The following is a 17,933-nucleotide window of genomic DNA, read 5'->3' as shown; positions in this document are numbered from 1 at the left end:
CGTCCTCCGCCTGCCTTCCGTTCTCCGCCTCCGCATCGATAGTTGCGTGCTGTCTCGCACTCGCCGCCGCTAGCGAAACTCGTCCCGCCTCTCTCGCCTTCCCGCCCGCGCTGTCCCCCTCGTTTTTCAGAACTGCCCGTCCGCTCCTCCCGCCCGCTCATGACCAGCCTCTCTTACGAATCTTCCGGTGTAGACTACGACCAGCTCGACGCCTTCAAGCGCGCCTGCCAGCGCGCCGCGCGCACGACTGCGCCGCTGCTCGCCGCGCACGGTTACGCCGAGCCCGCCGCCACGCGCGGCGAGAGCTGCTACCTGATCGAGGCGGCCGACCACTACCTCGCCCACGTTGAGGAAGGGCTCGGCACAAAGAACCTCGTGGCCGATGCGGTTTACGCGCAGCAGGGGCTCAACTTTTACCGCGAGATCGCCATCGATACGGTCGCGACAATCGTCAACGACTTGGTCACCTGCGGCGCGCTGCCCGTATCCGTCGCCATGCATGCCGCCGTGGGCGACTCGCAGTGGTTTGCCGATGCGGCGCGGATGCAGGCGCTCGTCGAGGGCTGGGCCGAGGGCTGCCGTCAGGCGGGCGCCGTCTGGGGCGGCGGCGAGACGCCCACGCTGAAGGGCATCGTCGCGCCCGAGGCGATTGTGCTGGCGGGCTCGGCCATAGGGCGGATCGCGCCCAAGTCGCTGCGGATCACGGGTGACGTGCGCGAGGGCGACGCCATCCTCTTCCTCGCCAGCTCCGGCGTGCAGACCAACGGGCTCTCGCTGTGCCGGCTGATCGCCGAGCGCTTGCCGCAGGGCTACGCGACGCCGCTCGGCCACGGCGCGGCGGGCACCTACGGCGAAGCACTGCTCGCGCCCTCGGTCATCTACGTGAACTTCGTCGCCGAGTGCCAGCGCCGCGGGCTCAAGCTGGGCTACGTCTCGCACGTCACCGGCCACGGCTGGCGCAAACTCATGCGCCTAGAAGAGCCCTTCGTTTACGAAATCACGGAGCTGCGCACGTCGCCACCCGTGTTCCGCTTTTTGCAAGAAATGGGGCCGATCTCGCAGCGCGAAATGTACGCGACCTACAACATGGGCGTGGGCTTCGCCGCCTACGTCGCGCCCGAACTGGCCGAGGCCACGCTCGCCGCCGCACGCGACAGCGGCTACGACGCCTGGCTCGCCGGCACCGTGAAAAAAGAGGGCTCGCGCAAAGCCGTCACCGTCCCGCCACTCAACCTCAGCTTCGAGGCTGACACGCTTCAGGTCAGGTGAGGGTGCGCGTGCGCATAATAAACGAGTCGAAGCTGACGGCGCACCAACGAGTGCGCCGCAAAATGAAAGGGTCTCTGCCCCCTGCGCGGGGGGCGGTGGCGTGGCGCCACGTGCCATTCAATTTGCGATTTTGCCCGTGCGCTTTGCGCCCAAGCAAAATCGCAAATTTAACGGGGCATCCCCCTGTCGCGTTGCGACAGGGAAGCCGCCTACAGCGCGAATGAGGCGCGTACCCATTTGGGCGCGACGAAAAAGTTTACGGGCTAAACTCCTGCCTGAGCTCCAGTCAGGGAGTTCATTCTACTGTGCGGCTTGTGTGTCGCGCGGAACGCGCGACACACAAGCCGCACAGTAAATGGAAGTGGCGACCCGCCACCGCCCCACGCGCAGTGGAAGTGGGGCCTCGCCTCAGGCTTCGAGTTCGATGTTCCAGTAGGCGAGGTCGAGGAAGTCCTTCCATTCCTTGTGTGGTTGGTGGCCGAGAACCAGCGAGATGACGGGCCGCCACTTGGGGCGTGTGGGCTTACGGATCAGGCGCATCCCGGCCTGGTGTGGCAGCCGGTTGGCTTTGCGCGAGTTACACTTGATGCAGGAGCACACGATGTTCTCCCAAGTGGTGCGCCCGCCGAAGTCGCGCGGGATCACGTGGTCGAGGTTGAGCTCGTCGCGCGGGAAGACGCGCGCGCAGTACTGGCAGGTGTTTTTATCGCGCTCGAATACGTTGTTGCGCGTGAGTTTGAGCTCCTTGCGCGGCAGCCGGTCGAAGACGCTGAGGAGGATTACCCGCGGCAGCCGGATCGCGCGTGTGGGCGTGCGCACCAGCTCGCGTGCTTCGCGCGGGGGTTGTTGGGCGGAGAAGTCGATCCAGTCGAGCAGCCCGAAGGTGCGAAAATCGTCCTCGGTATTGTAGACGACCTGGGCGTGCCCGCGCGCCAGAATCGCGAAGGCGCGACGCGCCGCGATGACATTTACCGCCTGCCACAGGCGGTTTAACACGAGCACCGGTTGATCGAGCACGGCGTCCATACGGGATACTGCGAATAGCGAGCGGCGCGCGGGGCTGTCAACGGTGGGGCCGCGTCACCTGTGTTCGGGGCGTGGGGGCGATTTACCGTTGGCGCGGGGCACTCGCCACCGGCGGGCACTGTCGGGCGCGGTCGCGGAGAGCCGTCGCTGTGGGCATGCCGCGCATGGGGTGCGCGCAATCGCGTAATAAATTAAAAAAAGGCCGCGCGCTTTTTGAAGTCCCTTGACAGGGCTTTGCTGCGCCTTAGCCCTTGGCCTCTTTTCTCATGAAAACGATCCTCGCCAACAAAGAGACGGTGCAAGCCAAGTGGCACCTCGTCGATGCCGAAGGGCAAGTCTTGGGCCGTCTTGCGGTTAAGATCGCGAACTTGCTCCGCGGTCGGCACAAGCCCCTCTATACTCCGCACGTGGATACGGGCGACTTCGTCGTGGTGATCAACGCCGAGAAAGTCGTCCTCACCGGCAAGAAGGAGGAGCAAAACGAGTACATGTTCTTCTCCGGCTACATGGGGGGGGAGAGCCGCCGCAAACTCTCCGACATGCGCCAGAAGCGCCCCGAGTTCATCCTCCAGCACGCCGTGAAGGGGATGCTCCCGAAGAATCGCCTCGCCGCCCGGATGCTGACCAAGCTGCGCATCTTTGCCGGCCCCAACCACACACACGAGGCCCAGGCGCCCGTGAAATTCGCTCTCTAAGATTTTCGCCCAAAACATGAGTATCGCAGACTCCTCCGTCATCGCCGCCACAGGCCGCCGCAAGACCGCGACCGCGCGCGTCCGCATCATCGAAGGTACGGGCAAGCTACTGGCCAACGGCCGCAGTTTTGACGCCTACTTCACCCCCGAAAACTTTGCCAAGGCCGCGACCGCGCCGCTCATTACCGCCGAGATGCGCGACAAGTTCGACGTGACGGCCAATGTCTCCGGCGGCGGTGTTGCTGGCCAGGCCGGTGCAGTCGCCCACGGGATCGCCCGCGCGCTGCAAAAGTTCGACCCCGAGCTGCGCGCCGTCCTCAAAAAGGCAGGACACCTGACCCGCGACCCGCGCGAGAAAGAGCGCAAGAAGCCCGGCCAGCCCGGTGCCCGCAAGCGCTTCCAGTTCTCCAAGCGCTGAGCCACTGCACGTTTTCACCCCGGCCTTCTTCTTTTGTGGGCAGGGGTTCACAAACAAGCCGCCCGAATTTGGGCGGCTTGTTTGCGTTTGGAGCTGCGGGATGAGGAGTGCGCAGAGGGCCGCGCGGAGTTCGGCAAGTCGATACTGAGTAGAAGCGCGGTGGAAACTGCTTGTGGCGAATTTTTACCTTGCTCGCGATGGAAGGGCGGCTCTCTTCCGAGCTGCTTTTCTTAGTAAAACCCACCCCTCCTTCCCCCAGATGAAGAAATGCAGTCTTTGTTGTGCGCGGGCACTTTATTGTGTGTGCCGGACTTTCGGCTCGTCCGCAAAAAGCCGCGGGGATGAGGGGGCTCAAGTTGTGGAACCTGTGACCGGTTAACTTCCTTCACCATCCTGCCACCTCTCTGCTTAGCAGACCTCGGGAGTCGGCCTTGATCGCATCCTTCAGCAACCTGTATTTATGAAAACACTGACTCAGACATCCCGACGTAAGTTTATCAAAAGTGCCTCAACGGCCGCTGCGGCCTTTACCATCGTCCCCCGGCACGTGCTGGGCGGGACGGGCTTTACCGCCCCCAGCGAAAAATTGGCAATCGCAAGTATAGGAGTGGGGGGGCAGGGCGGACACGATGCTGCAAACTTCAGCAAAAGCGGAAAGGCAGAGATTACCCACTTGTGTGATGTAGATAGCAACCGCATGGCCTCTGCCGCCAAGCTCTACCCCAAGGCGAAGCGTTATAAGGATTTTCGCGAAATGCTGGATAAGGAGCATCGCCATATTGACGCGGTGTGTGTGGCTACGCCTGACCACAACCATGCGATTCAGGCCTTGGCTGCGATGCAGTTGGGCAAGCACGTGTTTGTTGAAAAGCCTCTTGTTCATGATGTTTGGGAGGCTCGGGTGCTGACTGATGCGGCCAGGCGTTACAAAGTAGTGACCCAGATGGGGAATCAAGGGACTTCTAGTGACGGTGCGCGGTTGATCCGTGAGTGGTACGAGGCTGGTGCTATTGGCGATGTGCACACCGTTTACGTCTGGACAGATCGCCCCGTGTGGCCAGCGGGCATTCCTTGGCCGCGCGAAGCGGCTAAAGTGCCTGCGAACCTGGACTGGGACCTGTGGTTAGGTACCGCAAAGCACAGGTATTATGTAGAAGGGGCTCCGGTGCGGTATTCGGATGGTTACGTCGTTAATTTTAACTGGCGTGGGTGGTGGGACTTTGGCACCGGCCCGATTGGCGATATGGGCTGCCACCTGCTGGATATTGCCTTCAAAGTGTTGGGGTTACAGCATGTGCAGGAAGTGCAGGCCTCGGTAGCGCGGCTGTTCTCCGATTTTCGTGTGCGTATCTCGGCACCCGATAGTAATCCTCCCGCCGCTCACGTCACTATGCGCTTTCCCAAAGCACTTCACACGAAAGGGCCAGTGACCGTCCACTGGATGGATGGGGGGATAACGCCCACGATTCCCGAAGAGCTCGGCCTGGATACGCCCTTATCCGCGAATGATAGCCTGCTTGTTGGCACCAAGGGAAAGATACTCACCGGTGTGTATGGGAGTAATCCCCGGCTCCTGCCCGCATCCCGGCAGGTGAAGGTGCGGGAAAAATATCCGCGAGTTGCCAATGGGCATTACGCCCAGTGGGTGGAGGCCTGCCTTGCCGGGTACGGCAATAAAGAGGTGAGCTCGCCATTCGAGTTTGCCGGGCCATTAACTGAGGCGCTGCTTGTCGCCAACTTGGCTGTACGCGGAGCAGACATGAACATGGAGGGGCGTGGTGAAGGCCGCCAGGTAAGGATGCAGTGGGACCACGAGGCGATGCGCATGACCAACTTCGATATTGTTAACCAGTTTGTGAAACGGGACTACCGCCCCGGCTGGGAACTGAACTACAGCCTCTGAACGGGAGCTGCTTCAGCAGGCATTCGTTCAGAAGGAGAACTGCAATATGAGCTTTTCCACACACACCCTGAATCGCCGCACGGCGTTGCGTGCAGCAATGTTGGGCGGGCTGGGCTTGGCGTCCGCTGGCCTTGGTGCGGCCCGGGCGCCCAAGCCATCGCCATCCTCTTCTCCCCTTAAGGGAAGGCTGAAACAGTCCGTGACACGCTGGACTTTTAGAAAACTGTCGCTCGACGAGCTTTGCCTGACGGTGAAGCAGCTTGGTTTTTCGGCGATTGAAGCCGTCGGCCCGAGCGATTGGCCGACCCTGAAGGCGCATGGGATTCACTGCCCTATGTGCGGCGGTGCGGAGCTCGGTCTGGCGAAAGGCTTCGCAGTGCCGCAGTATCATGACGAGCTGGTGTCACGCTACCTCAAGCAGATCGACCTCGTGGCGGATGCCGGGTACCGCAACACGATCTGCTTTTCGGGCAACCGAAACGGGATGGATCCGGAGGAGGGGCTGGCGAATGCCGAGGCTGCCCTGAAGCGAGTTTTGGGGCATGCCGAAAAGCGTGGTGTGGTGCTGGCGATGGAGCTGCTAAACTCCAAGGTGGACCACCCCGACTACCTGTGCGACAGCACTGAGTGGGGCGTAGCGCTGTGCAAGCGGTTGGGTTCGCCTAATTTCGCGCTGCTCAACGATATTTACCACATGCAGATCATGGAGGGCGACATCATCGCCACCATTCGCAAATACCACGAATACTTCGTGCACTATCACACGGCAGGAGTCCCTGGGCGGCATGAGATCGGTGCGGATCAGGAGCTCAATTATCCGGCCATTTGCCGGGCGATTGTCGAAACCGGCTTCGAGGGATATCTGGCGCACGAGTTTATCCCGACCGCACCCGATATCGTTGAGTCGCTGCGCGAGGCGGTGCACCTGTGCGACGTTTGACCGGCTCCACCGCGAGCCTCGTGCTGCCCTTTCTGCTGTCCCGGTTTGGCCAAGACCTGTCCGATACCGTCTCAGACGGTGTCCGGGCGGTTGGCTTCACCCGGATGGGCAACTCTGGGAGGCTCCCGATGATCCGGGTTGGGCTTTCCTACCGGGGACGAAAATGCGGAGGGCCTCCCAACTCTTGGTCGGGCAAATCGGAGTGCCCTTGGGGGGCCGCCTGGCCGAATTTACAGCCCTTGTGAAAACACCGACCAAGAGCCAACCAGAGCTCGTAATGAAGCTTACTCTTTTTTACGTAAACATGCCTATCATTAATCACTTGCCGTTTTTTAACGGCCGCTGTTCCTAAGGGGAATGCCGCTGAGGCCCTGCACTTTGTGGGCGTTGGCGGCTCTATTGTTCACTGTTTCAACAAGCCGAGTTTCAAAAGTTCCCCCACTGATGGTTTTTCGATTTTCCAACACCGCTGACTGCTCGATCAAGAGCCGTGCATTGCGCGGGCAGATCGGGGCCGGTGTTGGCCGCGATCCGGCGGCGACCAGGACTTTGGCGGCGGAGAAAACCCCGCTCCGCCGTCAATAGGGAGCATAGGTCATACAGGGACCTAGGTGAAGCAAAACGGGCCGTGTCGTGCATGGGTGTGCGCGACACGGCCTCATCGCAGTGCCAGTGGCACCTCCCATCTACGCTCGCGCGACAGAATCAGGAACGCAGCGAGACTCTGTCCAGCTGTGTGGCGAATGGTGGACTCGCATTCATCCCACAGGCAGGCCGAAGATACTGCTCAAATACAGGGGCTGCGATTGCAGTGCGCGGGAGGGGAGGCTCCACTCTCTTCAGGATCAGCCGGAAGAGCAGCGCATAAGCTTCCTGTTACTTTGCGGACTGCTCGCTGGCGGCTTTTCCGTGCGATGGAAGGGGCGGGGCTACTGGTTTCTTGTCGCTTCCTCTTGAGTGAGGAGTTGGGCGCGCTTGAGGGCCCAGAGGGTTTGGCGGGCGCTGTTGGTGCACTCGTTACCGGTGAATTTGAGGTGCAGGTCTTGCAGGCCGCTGAGCCCTGCGGGGAGTGCCAAGGTGACCGCTTTGATCGGCGTGGGCTGCTGCGGGTCTACGAGCGCCTGGGCGACGGGCTCGCCATCGAAGCTGCCCAAGTACAGTTGCAGGTAAACGGGATCTTTCGCGGGGGTGGGGTGGCTGCCGCCGGTCTCGTCTTCCGTAAAGGCGAAGTTGTAGGGCACATCGACCGCTTCGACGCGCAGGCTGTGGATGCCGTCGAGCGGCGCCTGTTTCCAGACCCAGGTCGGTGTGATGATGTCCACCGGCACAACGAGCCGCTCGCCTTCGAGTGGCTCATCGTCTTCGAGCCGCCATGCGCGCATCATCGGGTTGGGGTGGAGTTTTTCTGCGCTGCGGGTGCGCAGCGCCAGTGCGTCCACCACTGCGCGGCGGGGCTTGGCGATGGGCTGGCCTTCAAAAAATGCGGTCGCGGTGAGGGTGACAGGAAGCGCGAGTGCGAGCGGCCCGGTGTAGCGCGGCGAATCGGCGTGCGGCTCGCTGCCGTCGGTCGTGTAGCGCAGCTCGCCAAAGGCGGCCTGGTTTGAGAGGCGGACGTATGCGCGGCCCGGGTTTGGGCCTGCGTTGGCATCGGCGGGCTCCGCGTCGATCTGCACGGCGAAGGCGCTGTCGGCGGCGCGGATGCCCGCGCGGTGGAGCCGCCGGAGCTGCGCGGCGATGCGCGGCAGGAAGCCTGCCCAATCGCGCAGACTGGCGGGAGACCACGCGTTTTCGGCGACGGCGGAGAGGCGCGGGTAGAGCATGTGATCCACCTGCCGAGGCGTGCGGACGTACTCCGTCCAGAGGTTGGCCTGGTAGCCGATGATCCGCTGCGCCGCGGCTTGCGGCACGTCGTCGGGGATGGGCTCAAACTCGTAGACTTTTTGCAGGCTGGTGACCCAGTCGTGGCCCGGCGTCTCGTCGGAGGCGAGTGACTGCGCGCGATTCAGATACGTGTAGGCGGTGGGCGTCATGACGACGTCGTGGCCGGAGCGGGTCGCGACGGCGGCGTTTTTGATGTCGTGCCAGACCATGACGTTGGCGCCTTCGGGGAGCGGGCCGCCGTCGAGGATCTCATCCCAGCCGATGAGCTTGCGGTTTTGGGCGGTGATAAACTGGGCAATGCGGCGGATGAACCAGCTTTGCAGTGCGTTTTCGTCGGCGAGGCCGAGCGCGCGGATTTTCTCCTGAACGCGCGCGGATTTTTTCCACTGCGGTTTTATCGCTTCATCTCCGCCGATGTGGATGTAGCTGCCGGGGAAGATCTCGAACACTTCGCGCAGGATGTTTTCCAGAAACGCGAAGGCTTCGTCGGTGACGTCGAATATGAAGGGGTGGATGCCCCAGTTGGGCGTGACCTCGGTCGGCTGCCCTGTGGGGCCGAACTCGGGGTAGGCAGCCAGTGCGGCGCGCGCGTGGCCGGGCATCTCAATCTCGGGCACGATGGTGATGTGGCGCTCGGCGGCGTAGGCGACGATGTCGCGCGCCTCGGCCTGCGTGTAAAATCCGCCGTAGCGCAGCGGCTGCCCATCGGGCCCGATGCCCGCCTTGCCCGCGGGGATGCGCCATGCGCCGATTTCGGTGAGCTTGGGGTAGCGTTTGATTTCCAGCCGCCAGCCCTGGTCGTCTACGAGGTGCCAGTGAAAGGTGTTGAGCTTGTGGCGGGCGGCCTGGTCGATCAGCCGCTTGATGTGCTCGACCGACTGCATGTGACGTGCGGAGTCGAGCATGAAGCCGCGCCACCGGAAGCGCGGCGAATCGGTGATCCGCAGCGCGGGGAGCGTGGCGGGGAGCGCGAGCCCGGCACCGCCGGTGAGGAGCTGCCAGAGCGTGACCGCGCCGTAAAAAAGTCCGGCTGCGTCACCCGCGCGGATCGAAGTGCCTGCGGGCGTGATTTCCAGAACGTAGCCCTCGCGCGGTAGCGCGGCGCCTTCGTCGAGGTGGATGCGGATCGCGCCCGCGGTTGCGGCCGCCGTCGCCGCCTCGGTTCCGTCGGCGGTTTCTGCAAGCTGCGGGAGTTTGTGGCCAAAACTTTCTTCGACCATCGCCGCAAACTGAGCGGCGACTTTCGCAGCGTGCGGATTGCCGCCCACTGCGACGACGGGCGTCTGCGCTATGAGCGTGAACTGGCCCTCGGCGCGCTCGACCTGGGCGGGTTGGGGAAGAAGGGGCAGTGGTTGGGTATTCATTTAGGGCAGAGTTGGAGGAGGGAAAGGGCTGGGAAGTTGGGGGCAGGGAAAAGGGGCGCAGCTAATGAAAAGCCCGCATGGGAAATGCGGGCTGGCAGGGCGGGGTGGGGACTTACTGGAGAGAGCGACTGAGCTCTTGCATGAAGGCTTGGGCATCGGCGGGGCTGGGCTGGTAGCCGGGCTGCGAGATTTCGGTGAAGCCGGGGCGGCCGTAATTATCGATGACCCATTTACCGGTGACGCCGTCGCTGAAGCGCACGGTGCCGCTGGCGACTGCGCCGGGGAGCAGCGTCACGGAGTCGACGCTGACGCTGACGTTGCCCGCAGCGGCATCCGGCGGTGCCGCGTCGTCTTCGGCGATTTCGCCGTCGGCAAATTCATCCGCAGCAGCCGTCCCGCTGTCTGCACCCGAACCATCGGCGGCGGCGTGGGGCGGCGTGGGCGGGGGAGGCGTTTTGCTGACGTCGCTGGCATCTGCCTGTGGCTCGGGGTCCTTGAGCGTGAGGTCGAGGTCGTCGACCAGGAAGCGCACGTCCATGTAGGTCATGGAGACCTGAAGCTCGTCCTGGAGCTTTTTTTGAACGACAGAGAGGCTGTCGCCAGCGGCGACCCAGCTTGCGACGGTTTGTTTTTGTTCGGGCGAAAGGCTCATGGAAAAAAAGGGAGGGGCGGGAGGACGGGGTAAGGCGGCGGGCGGCGTCTTCTGATTCGTTTCCGGGAGGGAAGGCGGGAGGGCGCGCCGACGACTAGCGGGCGAGCTGGTTGCGCAAAAACTCGATGCTGCCGCGCATGCCCGGGTCTTGCTCGATCATGTTGTCGACGGCCTTGCAGGCGTGGATGACGGTGCCGTGGTCGCGCCCGCCGAAGGAGTCGCCGATGTCCTGGAGCGAGTGCTTGGTGAGCTTGCGCGAGAGGTACATGGCGATCTGCCGCGGGATGGCGATGTTGTTGGGGCGGCGCTTGCTGGTCATGTCGCTGTGGCGGATCTGGAAGTGATCGGCCACGCGCTTCTGGATCGTCTCGATAGTGAGCAGGTTTTGCGCCTGCTCGATGAGCACGTCCTGAAGGAGCTTTTCGGTGCTGGCGATGTCGAGCGGCCGCCCGGTGAGCGCGGCGTAGCTGCTGACCTTGATGAGGGCGCCTTCGAGCCGGCGGACGTTTCCCGAGATGTGCTGGGCGATGAAGGTGATGACTTCGTGCGGGACTTCCGCCTTCAGCGTAGCGGCCTTTGAGCGGAGGATGGCGACGCGCGTCTCGAAGTCGGGGGCCTGGATGTCGGCGGGCAGGCCCCACTCGAAGCGCGAGACGAGCCGGGCCTCCAGTTTCTGGATCTCGCTGGCGCGGCGGTCGCTGGAGAGCACGATCTGCTTACCCGACTCGAAGAGGTCGTTAAAGGTGTGGAAAAACTCTTCCTGGATGCGCTCCTTGTCGGCGAGGAACTGCACGTCGTCGAGGAGCAGGACGTTGGCGCGGCGGTAGCGCTGGCGAAACTTGGTGAGGTTGTTCTCCTGGAGGGCCTGGATGAACTCGTTGGTGAAGCGCTCGGTGGAGAGATAAACGACGCGGGCGTCGGGCCGGTTTTGCAGGATCGCGTGGCCGATCGCGTGCATCAGGTGCGTCTTGCCCAGGCCGGTGTCCCCGTAGAGGAAGAGCGGGTTGTAGGCTTGTGCGGGGGCTTGGGCGACGGCCATCGCGGCGGCGTGCGCCATCTGGTTGTTCGAGCCGACGACGAGCGTGTCGAAGGTGTTGCGCGGGTTGAGCGTGGCCTCGGCTAGGCGCTCGCTGTAGCGCGGGCGCGACTGCTCGGCGGCGTGGGTGGCGGCGTGCGTCGACGCGAAACGGCCCGCTGAGGCGTCGAGCCCGTCTGCGGTGCTCCCTCCGGAGCGGCCTCCGGCGCTTTGCGTGCCGCGCTCGTTGCTTTGGGCGGGGATCGCATTGCCGCTGCGACCGTGCAGCAGCGGCGCGGCGGATTTTTGGAGCGTGACGCTGAGCTGGCGGCCACAGGCCATGCCGAGGTGCTTCACGATGAGGTCGAGGTAGTTTTCCTGGATCCAGATCGCGGCAAAGTCATTGGGCACGCCCAGCGTGATATTGTCCTCGCCAAGTTCGACGCAGTGCAGCGGCTCAAACCACATCTTGAACACCTCTTCTGAGAAGAATTGCTTAAGGCTGGTTTTGGCGGCCTCCCAAGGGCTGGGAGCTAGGGTAAGTGAGGACATGGACAGGCAGTTGGGCAGAGGTTGGCGGAGGTTTATTCACATGAGCCGCGCCGTCGAGGCTCCCGAGTCGTCCAACACCCTGTTTTTACCTGCCGAAATGGCTTCAAAATTTGTGGCCGGATGACAGTGGCGGCAGCAATGCTTGCCGTTCTTACATAAATTACTGTTAACCAGTGCGTAGCGTACGCTATCTGTGCGGTCTTGGCTGGGGCGTTTGAGCAACTTGAGAAAGAGCGTACGGGCGGGTGCCGCGCGGGGCGGCTGAGGGGGCCACTAACTGGGATGCCAAAACCCATTTCAAGGCGAAGTTCCCGACAAGTTGTTCACAGCGATTTGGGGGAAACTTTTGGCATTTTTAGGTTGCCACGCTTCGGGCTGATTCGGGGTCAGAATGACCCCTTGATCCTGCGTAATTTAGCGCATCCACGGCGGACTGTTACTGATGGGGATTTTGGGCAGAACGGCACGGCTCTTGGGGGGGCTTTGTCTCGCGAAAGAGAGCTACCGCGGGTGCCCCGCTTTTTTCTGGAAAGCAGTGTGCTTGCAGTGGCGTGTGCGGTGCGGCGCGGGGGGGGCGCGCGCGGCGGGGGCCGCCGCCCTGATCACGGCAAGATTTCGTAATACTCCATCAGGGAGCGGCCCTCGCGATAGAGGTTTTTAGCCATCCCTTTCCCGCTCATCCTCGTGCCCTTCATCAGCTTGCTGTCGTAGATGTGCTTCGAGTCGAACTGGGGGGTGACGGGGCGCAGGATCATCCTGGGTTTGCGGCTACCCTTGCGCGGGGGCAGTACTTCGCCCCAGGTGATGATCTCTGCGGGTTTGCGTTTATCGGTGCTGCTATATAGGAGTACGCGCCCCTCGCGCTCAATTATGACGGCCTGCAGGCTATGGTGGCCCCAGGAGACGCTGGCCAGGGGCAGCTCGGCGTGAACGAGGTGTGCAATACCGTGGAGCTGGATCTTGGCACTCGTCTTGAAGAACAGCAGGAAGCGCATGCCAATGTCAGTGCTCTTGAAGGCACTTCGGATGAGGGCCTGGTTTTCCCTGAGAAAGGCGGCGAGCCGATCCACCTCCTCGGCACTGAATTGCGACGGCGGCATGTACAGCGTGGCACCCTCTTGAGGTTTTTTTTCGTACCACTGCCCGGGTTTGGGGTTGAGCCCGAGCGCGCGGATCTGCGCTTCGTCGCGCTTCAGGTAGCCGAGCTGGATTTCGCTCAGCCTCCAGTAGTGGCCGAAGTAGATGTCGGTAAGCTCAATGCCGCGGTAGCGGTAGCGCACGTGGATTGCGTTACTACCTCCTTCGTTTGGGTTGTAGGGCAGGGCATCGACGACGAATTCTCCGTCGGGCGCCTGGAGCCGGATAATGGTTTGATAGCGTGCCGCCTGTGCAACGCCGGGCAGCACCAGTGCGAGGCCGAGGGACAGCAGCGCGAGGAGCGCGCAGGATTTCAGGTTGGGTGGGAGCATGGGTGTGAAGGGCAGGGGTTGCGCAGTGCGAGGTGGGGAAAGCCTTGGAGGGGAGGCTGGCGATTGCGAGCGAGGCGGAGAGCGGGACGAGGGAGGAGCAGGGCCTCTACCAGGGCAAGATTTCGTAGTCTTTCCGGAGGCGGCCTCCGAACAGTTTCTTCGCAAATCCGCTGTCAAAGGTGCGTGGTTCGTCTTCGTGGACAGTGACCGCACGGAGGCGCAGCCTAGGTTTACGGCTGCCTTTGCGCGGGGGGAGCATCTGGCCCCAGGTTACGATCTCGGGAGGGTGGCGTTCACCGCGGTAGCTGTTGTACAGCAGTACGCGGCCGTCTTGCTCAATCACGAACGTTAACCGGTCACCGTAAAGGACAGTATTGAGGGGCGGGGCAGCGTGAACGAGGCGGGCAATCCCGTCGTAAGGAATGCGGGCCGTGGTCTTCACCACGGATAAGGCGAAGCTCCCCCGAACCGGTGTGCTCTTAAAAATGTCGCGCAGCTGTTCCTTGTTTTTCCGGATGTGGTCGGCGAGTCGGTCAACCTCTGCGGCACTGAACTGGGAGGGCGGCAGGTACAGCGTATGGCCCGACTGCGGGTAGCTGGGGTTGTACCAATGGCCTGTGCGGGGGTTGAGCCCGAGATCGCGGATCTGTGCTTCGTCGCGCAGGAGGTAAGGGTAGACTGCGCTGTTGGGCTTATTTTGACCGAAATCGAAGTAGGTGAGCTCAATGCCACGATAGCGGTAACGCATGCGGATGTGGGACGAGCCCGCCGCGTTGGGGCTGTGAGCCTCGGCCTCAATGAGGAGCTCCCCATCGGGGGCGGCGAGTCGGGCGATGATTTGGGGGCGCGCCAGTGCGACGCTGGGCAGCACCAGTGCGAGGCCGAGGAGGAGCAGCGCGAGCAGTGCGCCGAATTTTAGGGCGAACGGGAGCATGAGGGGGAGGGAAAACTCTGGGGGAGCCGATGGCGACGAACAGTGCACGGCGACCCCAAGTGCAGGCGCGCCCAAAAAAAACTACAAGCGGCCTTCTCCGCCGTGCAGTGCAGCGGCCTGGCTCAGAAATGCAGGGGCGATTAGCGCGCAGTCGCCGCGCCGACTTCGAGAGCCGCGCCCGCTTCGGGCACGGCAGCAGGCTCGGGCGGCTCGGTCCATTTGCCGTGTTCCTTGATGAGCTCGATCAGCCGGTCATCGGCTTCGGCTTGGGGGATGTTGTAGCGGATGCACTGCTTGCCGACGTAGAGGTTGATCTTGCCCGGGGCGCCGCCCACGTAGCCGAAGTCGGCGTCGGCCATCTCGCCCGGGCCGTTTACGATGCAGCCCATGATGGCGAGTTTTACGCCCTTCAGGTGGCCGGTTTTTTCGCGAATGCGCTGGGTGGTGCTTTGCAGGTCAAAGAGCGTGCGGCCACAGCTCGGGCAGGCGACGAACTCGGTCTTCGTCGTGCGCGCGCCCGCGCCCTGGAGCACGTTGTAGGCGAGCTTGAGCGCGCGGACGGGATCGGGCTCGGTCTCGACGCTGATCATGTCGCCGATGCCGTCGCACAAAAGCGCGCCGCTGAGCGTAGCCGCATCGAGCAGGCGCGAGAGAAAATCGGGCTTCGGCAGCACTGCGGTCGTGCCCGTGTTGCGAATCCAGATGGGGGCGTGCGGCGCAGCATTGCGCAGGGCCTCGGCGAGTGCGCGATAATCTGCCAATGCGTGCGACGAGTTGTCCGGCGTGGTCGCCGCCAGCGTAAAGAGGAGCGGCTGCGCCTCCGCAAGTGGGCGTAGCGTTTCCGAGAGCGAGGGAATCGCGTGGGGACGTGTAGCAATCGCCAGCACGAGCCCGCGCTCGCGGGCGATTTGCGCGAAGGCGGCAAGCTCAGCGGCTTCCTTTGCGTCAAACTCAAGCAGGAGCACGCACCCACGCGGCAGCGGCGAGTCGCGCAGCGCGTCGCCGAGCCGGGCCGCCGTGATCTCGGGGGCGAGCTCCAATACGGCGAAGCCGCAGGCAGCGCGGCGCACCGCGTCGTTTATTGCGGCGAGATCGTTCGCGAGCGTAGCGGCGTTGGTGAGCGGCACGAGCAAGCCCTCAACGGGCGTGTCGGCGAGCCGCGCCGCTGCAAACGCTCCGCAAATTGCGGCCAGGGCGGCGACCTCGGCCACGCGTACGATGACCGCAGGCACTTGGCCGCCGCCGATTTTTATCCCGCCGCCGAGAGCGCACTCCGTTGTTTCGCGCCGCGTCGGTGCCTCTTCAAAATTTGGTGCGGGCGAATCTGCCGCATGAGCCCGCTCCGCCGCACCATTTTCCGCCTTCTGTTCGGCCACGTCTGAGCCGAGTGCCTCCGCGCCTCGCGCAAAGACAACGGGCCGCGGCTGCCGCCAGAGCTGCGCGGCCTTATGGGCGAGCGCGCGGGCGACCGGTATTTCGTAAACCGAGTCCTCGGTGAGCGAGACGCGGATCGTGTCGCCGAGCCCCTCGCTGAGGAGTGTGCCGATGCCGATTGCGCTTTTGATCCGGCCGTCTTCGCCGTCGCCCGCTTCGGTCACGCCGAGGTGCAGCGGGTAGTGCATCCCTTCCTGCGCCATGCGTTGCACGAGCAGCCGGTACGCCTGGATCATGACCTTCGGGCTGGAGGCCTTCATCGACAGGACGTTTTCCCTAAACCCGTGTGCTTCGGCGATTCGCAGAAACTCCAGCGCGCTCTCGACCATGCCCAGCGGCGTATCGCCGTAGCGGTTCATGATCCGGTCGGAGAGCGAGCCGTGGTTGGTGCCGATGCGCAGGGCGCGGCCCAGCTCGCGTGCGCGCCGCACGAGTGGCGAGAACGCGTCGTGCAGCCGCTGGAGCTCCTGCTCGTACTCGGCGTCGCTGTATTCCTTTACCGCAAATTTTTTCTTATCGGCGTAGTTGCCCGGGTTTACGCGGACTTTCTCTACGTGCTCTACGGCCTCCATCGCAGCCGAAGGCAGGAAATGGATGTCCGCCACGAGCGGGATTTCCGAAAAACCCGCTGCGCTAAACTCCTTGCGGATCGGCCCCAGGCACCTGGCGGCGGCGGGATTGGGCGCGGTGATGCGCACGATCTCGCAGCCGACCTCCGCCAGCGCGATGGCTTGGCGCACAGTGGCGGCCACGTCTTGCGTGTCGCTGGTCGTCATCGACTGGATGCGCAGCGGATTGGCGCCGCCGATGCCGACCGGGCCGACGCGTACTTCGCGGCTGCGCCGCCTCCACGAGTTCGCAGGCGGCGCGTCTTCTGTAGGGAGGGCGCCCGCGTGCGAGGCGTCGCCACTGGGCGTCTTACTCACTGGCTTCAGAAGGGGGTTCCGGGCTTTGGCTCGCCGCGGCGGGTTTATCACTGATGTCGCGGGCGAGCCGGCGGATGTCGCCAAAAACGGTCACGTAGAGCATCGCCCCAAAGAGCAGGATCATGAACGCGCTCTGCGTCGCCAGGACGAAGCTGCTGGGCAGCGCGCGGCGGCGCAGCCGCGCAATCGTGGCAAAGAGCATTTGCCCGCCGTCGAGCACGGGGATCGGCAGCAGGTTAAAGATCGCGAGGTTTACGTTGATCAGGATCGTAAACATGAGCACGGCGACGAAGCTGACTTGCGCCGCGCTGTGGAGGACGCGCGCGATGCCGACCGGGCCGGACATCTTGGAGAGCCCGATGTCGGACTGCGGGTTGAGCAGGCTGGAGAGCGTGCGCCAAGTCATCCGCGCGTGGCCTGCGAGCTGCGCAAAGGGCGTGGGGTGCTCGACGGCAAAGTTGGTCGTCAGCGCGAGCCCGAGAGGCGGATCTTCGCTAAACTGGGGCGGGAGCGTGAGGGCGACCACGGACTCGCCGCGCTGCACGAGCATGGCCAGCGGCGCGGTGTGATCGGCCTTCAGGAGCTCGGCGTAGGTGGCGACATTGAGGACGCGCTGCCCGTCGATGCTGAGCAGGTGGTCGCCGACGGCCAGTCCGGCTTGTTCGGCGAGACTGCCGGGGGCGACTTCGAGGACGATCAGCTCGTAGCCGGAGTCGATCCCCACGCGGCGAAACTGGTCGGGCCCGGCCAGCAGCGGGTAGACGGTGATGTCCTGCGCGGCCTCAGTGCCCTCGCGCACAATGGTAAACGTGGTCACAGGCGTGCCCGCCTCCGTGCGGCCCGAGCCGGTGACGATGCCCTGGACGACGTCGCCCCAGTCCTTGACGGGCTCCCCGTCGATGGCGGCGATCCGGTCGCCCGGGAGCAGGCCCGCTTCCCGGGCGGGCGAGGGCACTTCGCGGCCGTCTTCGAGCGTGAGCGTGGGCGCGACGTAGCCGATCGTCGTCGAGGTGGCGGGGCTGCTCGTCGGCTGGCCCTTGATCCAGATGATGCAGGCGAGCGCGAGCGCGAAGAGGATGTTGAACGCGGCGCCCGCGACGAGCGTCAGCATCCGCGCACCGTACGAGGCGGGCGGCAGTTTGGAAAAATCGACCGCGCCCGCGCCCTTGCCCTCAATCGCCTCCATTGCGGCGATTTGCGGCAGCGCGACGTAGCCGCCCAGCGGCAGCCAGGAGATGCGGTACTCGACCCCGTCTTTCCCGCGCCAGGACCAGATCGCCGGCCCAAAGCCGATCGAGAACCGCTCGATGTGCAGCCCGCACCAGCGCGCCGCGAGGAAGTGCCCGAGCTCGTGCACGAAGATCGAGCCACCGAAGAAGAGGATGACGAGGATGACCGCCCACGCGTTGGAGAGCAGGCTTTGGAAGAGGTCGGCAGGCATGGAGAGAGTGTGGC

Annotated in this window: 14 protein-coding genes; 6 read left to right on the top strand and 8 right to left on the bottom strand. The window is 63.7% G+C overall.

The annotated features are described in order from the left end of the window. Nucleotides 1–159: 159 nt before the first annotated feature. A complete protein-coding gene (locus AXK11_RS06455; RefSeq protein WP_068630474.1) occupies nucleotides 160–1,269 on the top strand; it encodes an AIR synthase related protein in 1,110 nt (369 codons plus the stop codon). Nucleotides 1,270–1,677: 408 nt separating this feature from the next. Here AXK11_RS06455 and AXK11_RS06450 read toward each other — a convergent pair whose 3' ends face one another. Next, nucleotides 1,678–2,295 carry an HNH endonuclease gene (locus tag AXK11_RS06450; RefSeq protein WP_068630472.1) on the bottom strand — a complete coding sequence of 206 codons (618 nt, stop codon included), beginning with the start codon at nucleotides 2,293–2,295 and terminating at the stop codon, nucleotides 1,678–1,680. 266 nt (nucleotides 2,296–2,561) lie between these two features. Between AXK11_RS06450 and rplM the strand changes: the two genes are divergently transcribed. The 5 genes from rplM to AXK11_RS09785 all read left to right on the top strand — a co-directional run bounded on the left by rplM (nucleotide 2,562) and on the right by AXK11_RS09785 (nucleotide 6,836). Beyond that, nucleotides 2,562–2,990: a 50S ribosomal protein L13 gene (gene rplM, locus AXK11_RS06445; RefSeq protein WP_068630470.1), complete on the top strand. Its 429-nt coding sequence runs from the start codon at nucleotides 2,562–2,564 to the stop codon at nucleotides 2,988–2,990. A 16-nt stretch (nucleotides 2,991–3,006) separates the two neighbouring features. Continuing rightward, a complete protein-coding gene (gene rpsI, locus AXK11_RS06440) occupies nucleotides 3,007–3,408 on the top strand; it encodes a 30S ribosomal protein S9 (protein WP_068630468.1) in 402 nt (133 codons plus the stop codon). 460 nt (nucleotides 3,409–3,868) lie between these two features. After that, nucleotides 3,869–5,311, top strand: a complete 1,443-nt coding sequence (locus AXK11_RS06435) for a Gfo/Idh/MocA family protein (RefSeq protein ID WP_068630466.1) — start codon at nucleotides 3,869–3,871, stop codon at nucleotides 5,309–5,311. A gap of 46 nt (nucleotides 5,312–5,357) precedes the next feature. Next, nucleotides 5,358–6,251 carry a hydroxypyruvate isomerase family protein gene (locus AXK11_RS06430; protein WP_082780980.1) on the top strand — a complete coding sequence of 298 codons (894 nt, stop codon included), beginning with the start codon at nucleotides 5,358–5,360 and terminating at the stop codon, nucleotides 6,249–6,251. Nucleotides 6,252–6,695: 444 nt separating this feature from the next. Beyond that, on the top strand, nucleotides 6,696–6,836 hold the full coding sequence (locus AXK11_RS09785) for a hypothetical protein (protein ID WP_156469232.1): 141 nt from the start codon (nucleotides 6,696–6,698) through the stop codon (nucleotides 6,834–6,836). A 344-nt stretch (nucleotides 6,837–7,180) separates the two neighbouring features. Here the strand turns inward: AXK11_RS09785 and AXK11_RS06420 are convergent, their stop codons facing one another. The 7 genes from AXK11_RS06420 to rseP all read right to left on the bottom strand — a co-directional run bounded on the left by AXK11_RS06420 (nucleotide 7,181) and on the right by rseP (nucleotide 17,919). Next, entirely contained in the window at nucleotides 7,181–9,496 is a 2,316-nt protein-coding gene (locus tag AXK11_RS06420) for a beta-N-acetylhexosaminidase (RefSeq protein ID WP_068630459.1), read from the bottom strand. Nucleotides 9,497–9,608: 112 nt separating this feature from the next. Next, entirely contained in the window at nucleotides 9,609–10,148 is a 540-nt protein-coding gene (locus tag AXK11_RS06415) for a hypothetical protein (protein WP_068630457.1), read from the bottom strand. Between the two features lie 94 nt (nucleotides 10,149–10,242). Then, a complete protein-coding gene (gene dnaA, locus AXK11_RS06410; RefSeq protein WP_068630455.1) occupies nucleotides 10,243–11,715 on the bottom strand; it encodes a chromosomal replication initiator protein DnaA in 1,473 nt (490 codons plus the stop codon). Nucleotides 11,716–12,317: 602 nt separating this feature from the next. After that, nucleotides 12,318–13,184 (bottom strand): hypothetical protein, encoded by an 867-nt coding sequence (locus AXK11_RS06405; RefSeq protein ID WP_068630453.1) that lies wholly within the window; start codon nucleotides 13,182–13,184, stop codon nucleotides 12,318–12,320. A 106-nt stretch (nucleotides 13,185–13,290) separates the two neighbouring features. Further along, complete coding sequence (locus tag AXK11_RS06400) at nucleotides 13,291–14,118, bottom strand: hypothetical protein (RefSeq protein ID WP_068630451.1); 828 nt, start codon at nucleotides 14,116–14,118, stop codon at nucleotides 13,291–13,293. A 140-nt stretch (nucleotides 14,119–14,258) separates the two neighbouring features. Further along, the gene (gene ispG, locus AXK11_RS06395) at nucleotides 14,259–16,478 is read right to left on the bottom strand and encodes a (E)-4-hydroxy-3-methylbut-2-enyl-diphosphate synthase (RefSeq protein ID WP_231865782.1); all 2,220 of its coding nucleotides are present in this window, start codon (nucleotides 16,476–16,478) and stop codon (nucleotides 14,259–14,261) included. Then, nucleotides 16,471–17,919 (bottom strand): RIP metalloprotease RseP, encoded by a 1,449-nt coding sequence (rseP, locus tag AXK11_RS06390; RefSeq protein WP_068630449.1) that lies wholly within the window; start codon nucleotides 17,917–17,919, stop codon nucleotides 16,471–16,473. The genes ispG and rseP overlap by 8 nt, the downstream gene beginning before the upstream one ends. Between the last annotated feature and the right edge of the window lie 14 nt (nucleotides 17,920–17,933).

Origin of the sequence: Cephaloticoccus primus (assembly GCF_001580015.1) — a bacterium.
Taxonomy (GTDB): Bacteria; Verrucomicrobiota; Verrucomicrobiia; order Opitutales; family Opitutaceae; genus Cephaloticoccus; species Cephaloticoccus primus.
This window is presented reverse-complemented; position numbering and strand designations above follow the sequence as displayed.

Bases quoted from the DNA above. Each gene is read 5' to 3' on its own strand.
- AXK11_RS06455 (WP_068630474.1), top strand. From the start codon at position 160: ATGACCAGCCTCTCTTACGAATCTTCCGGTGTAGACTACGACCAGCTC.
- AXK11_RS06450 (WP_068630472.1), bottom strand. From the start codon at position 2,295: ATGGACGCCGTGCTCGATCAACCGGTGCTCGTGTTAAACCGCCTGTGG.
- rplM (WP_068630470.1), top strand. From the start codon at position 2,562: ATGAAAACGATCCTCGCCAACAAAGAGACGGTGCAAGCCAAGTGGCAC.
- rpsI (WP_068630468.1), top strand. From the start codon at position 3,007: ATGAGTATCGCAGACTCCTCCGTCATCGCCGCCACAGGCCGCCGCAAG.
- AXK11_RS06435 (WP_068630466.1), top strand. From the start codon at position 3,869: ATGAAAACACTGACTCAGACATCCCGACGTAAGTTTATCAAAAGTGCC.
- AXK11_RS06430 (WP_082780980.1), top strand. From the start codon at position 5,358: ATGAGCTTTTCCACACACACCCTGAATCGCCGCACGGCGTTGCGTGCA.
- AXK11_RS09785 (WP_156469232.1), top strand. From the start codon at position 6,696: ATGGTTTTTCGATTTTCCAACACCGCTGACTGCTCGATCAAGAGCCGT.
- AXK11_RS06420 (WP_068630459.1), bottom strand. From the start codon at position 9,496: ATGAATACCCAACCACTGCCCCTTCTTCCCCAACCCGCCCAGGTCGAG.
- AXK11_RS06415 (WP_068630457.1), bottom strand. From the start codon at position 10,148: ATGAGCCTTTCGCCCGAACAAAAACAAACCGTCGCAAGCTGGGTCGCC.
- dnaA (WP_068630455.1), bottom strand. From the start codon at position 11,715: ATGTCCTCACTTACCCTAGCTCCCAGCCCTTGGGAGGCCGCCAAAACC.
- AXK11_RS06405 (WP_068630453.1), bottom strand. From the start codon at position 13,184: ATGCTCCCACCCAACCTGAAATCCTGCGCGCTCCTCGCGCTGCTGTCC.
- AXK11_RS06400 (WP_068630451.1), bottom strand. From the start codon at position 14,118: ATGCTCCCGTTCGCCCTAAAATTCGGCGCACTGCTCGCGCTGCTCCTC.
- rseP (WP_068630449.1), bottom strand. From the start codon at position 17,919: ATGCCTGCCGACCTCTTCCAAAGCCTGCTCTCCAACGCGTGGGCGGTC.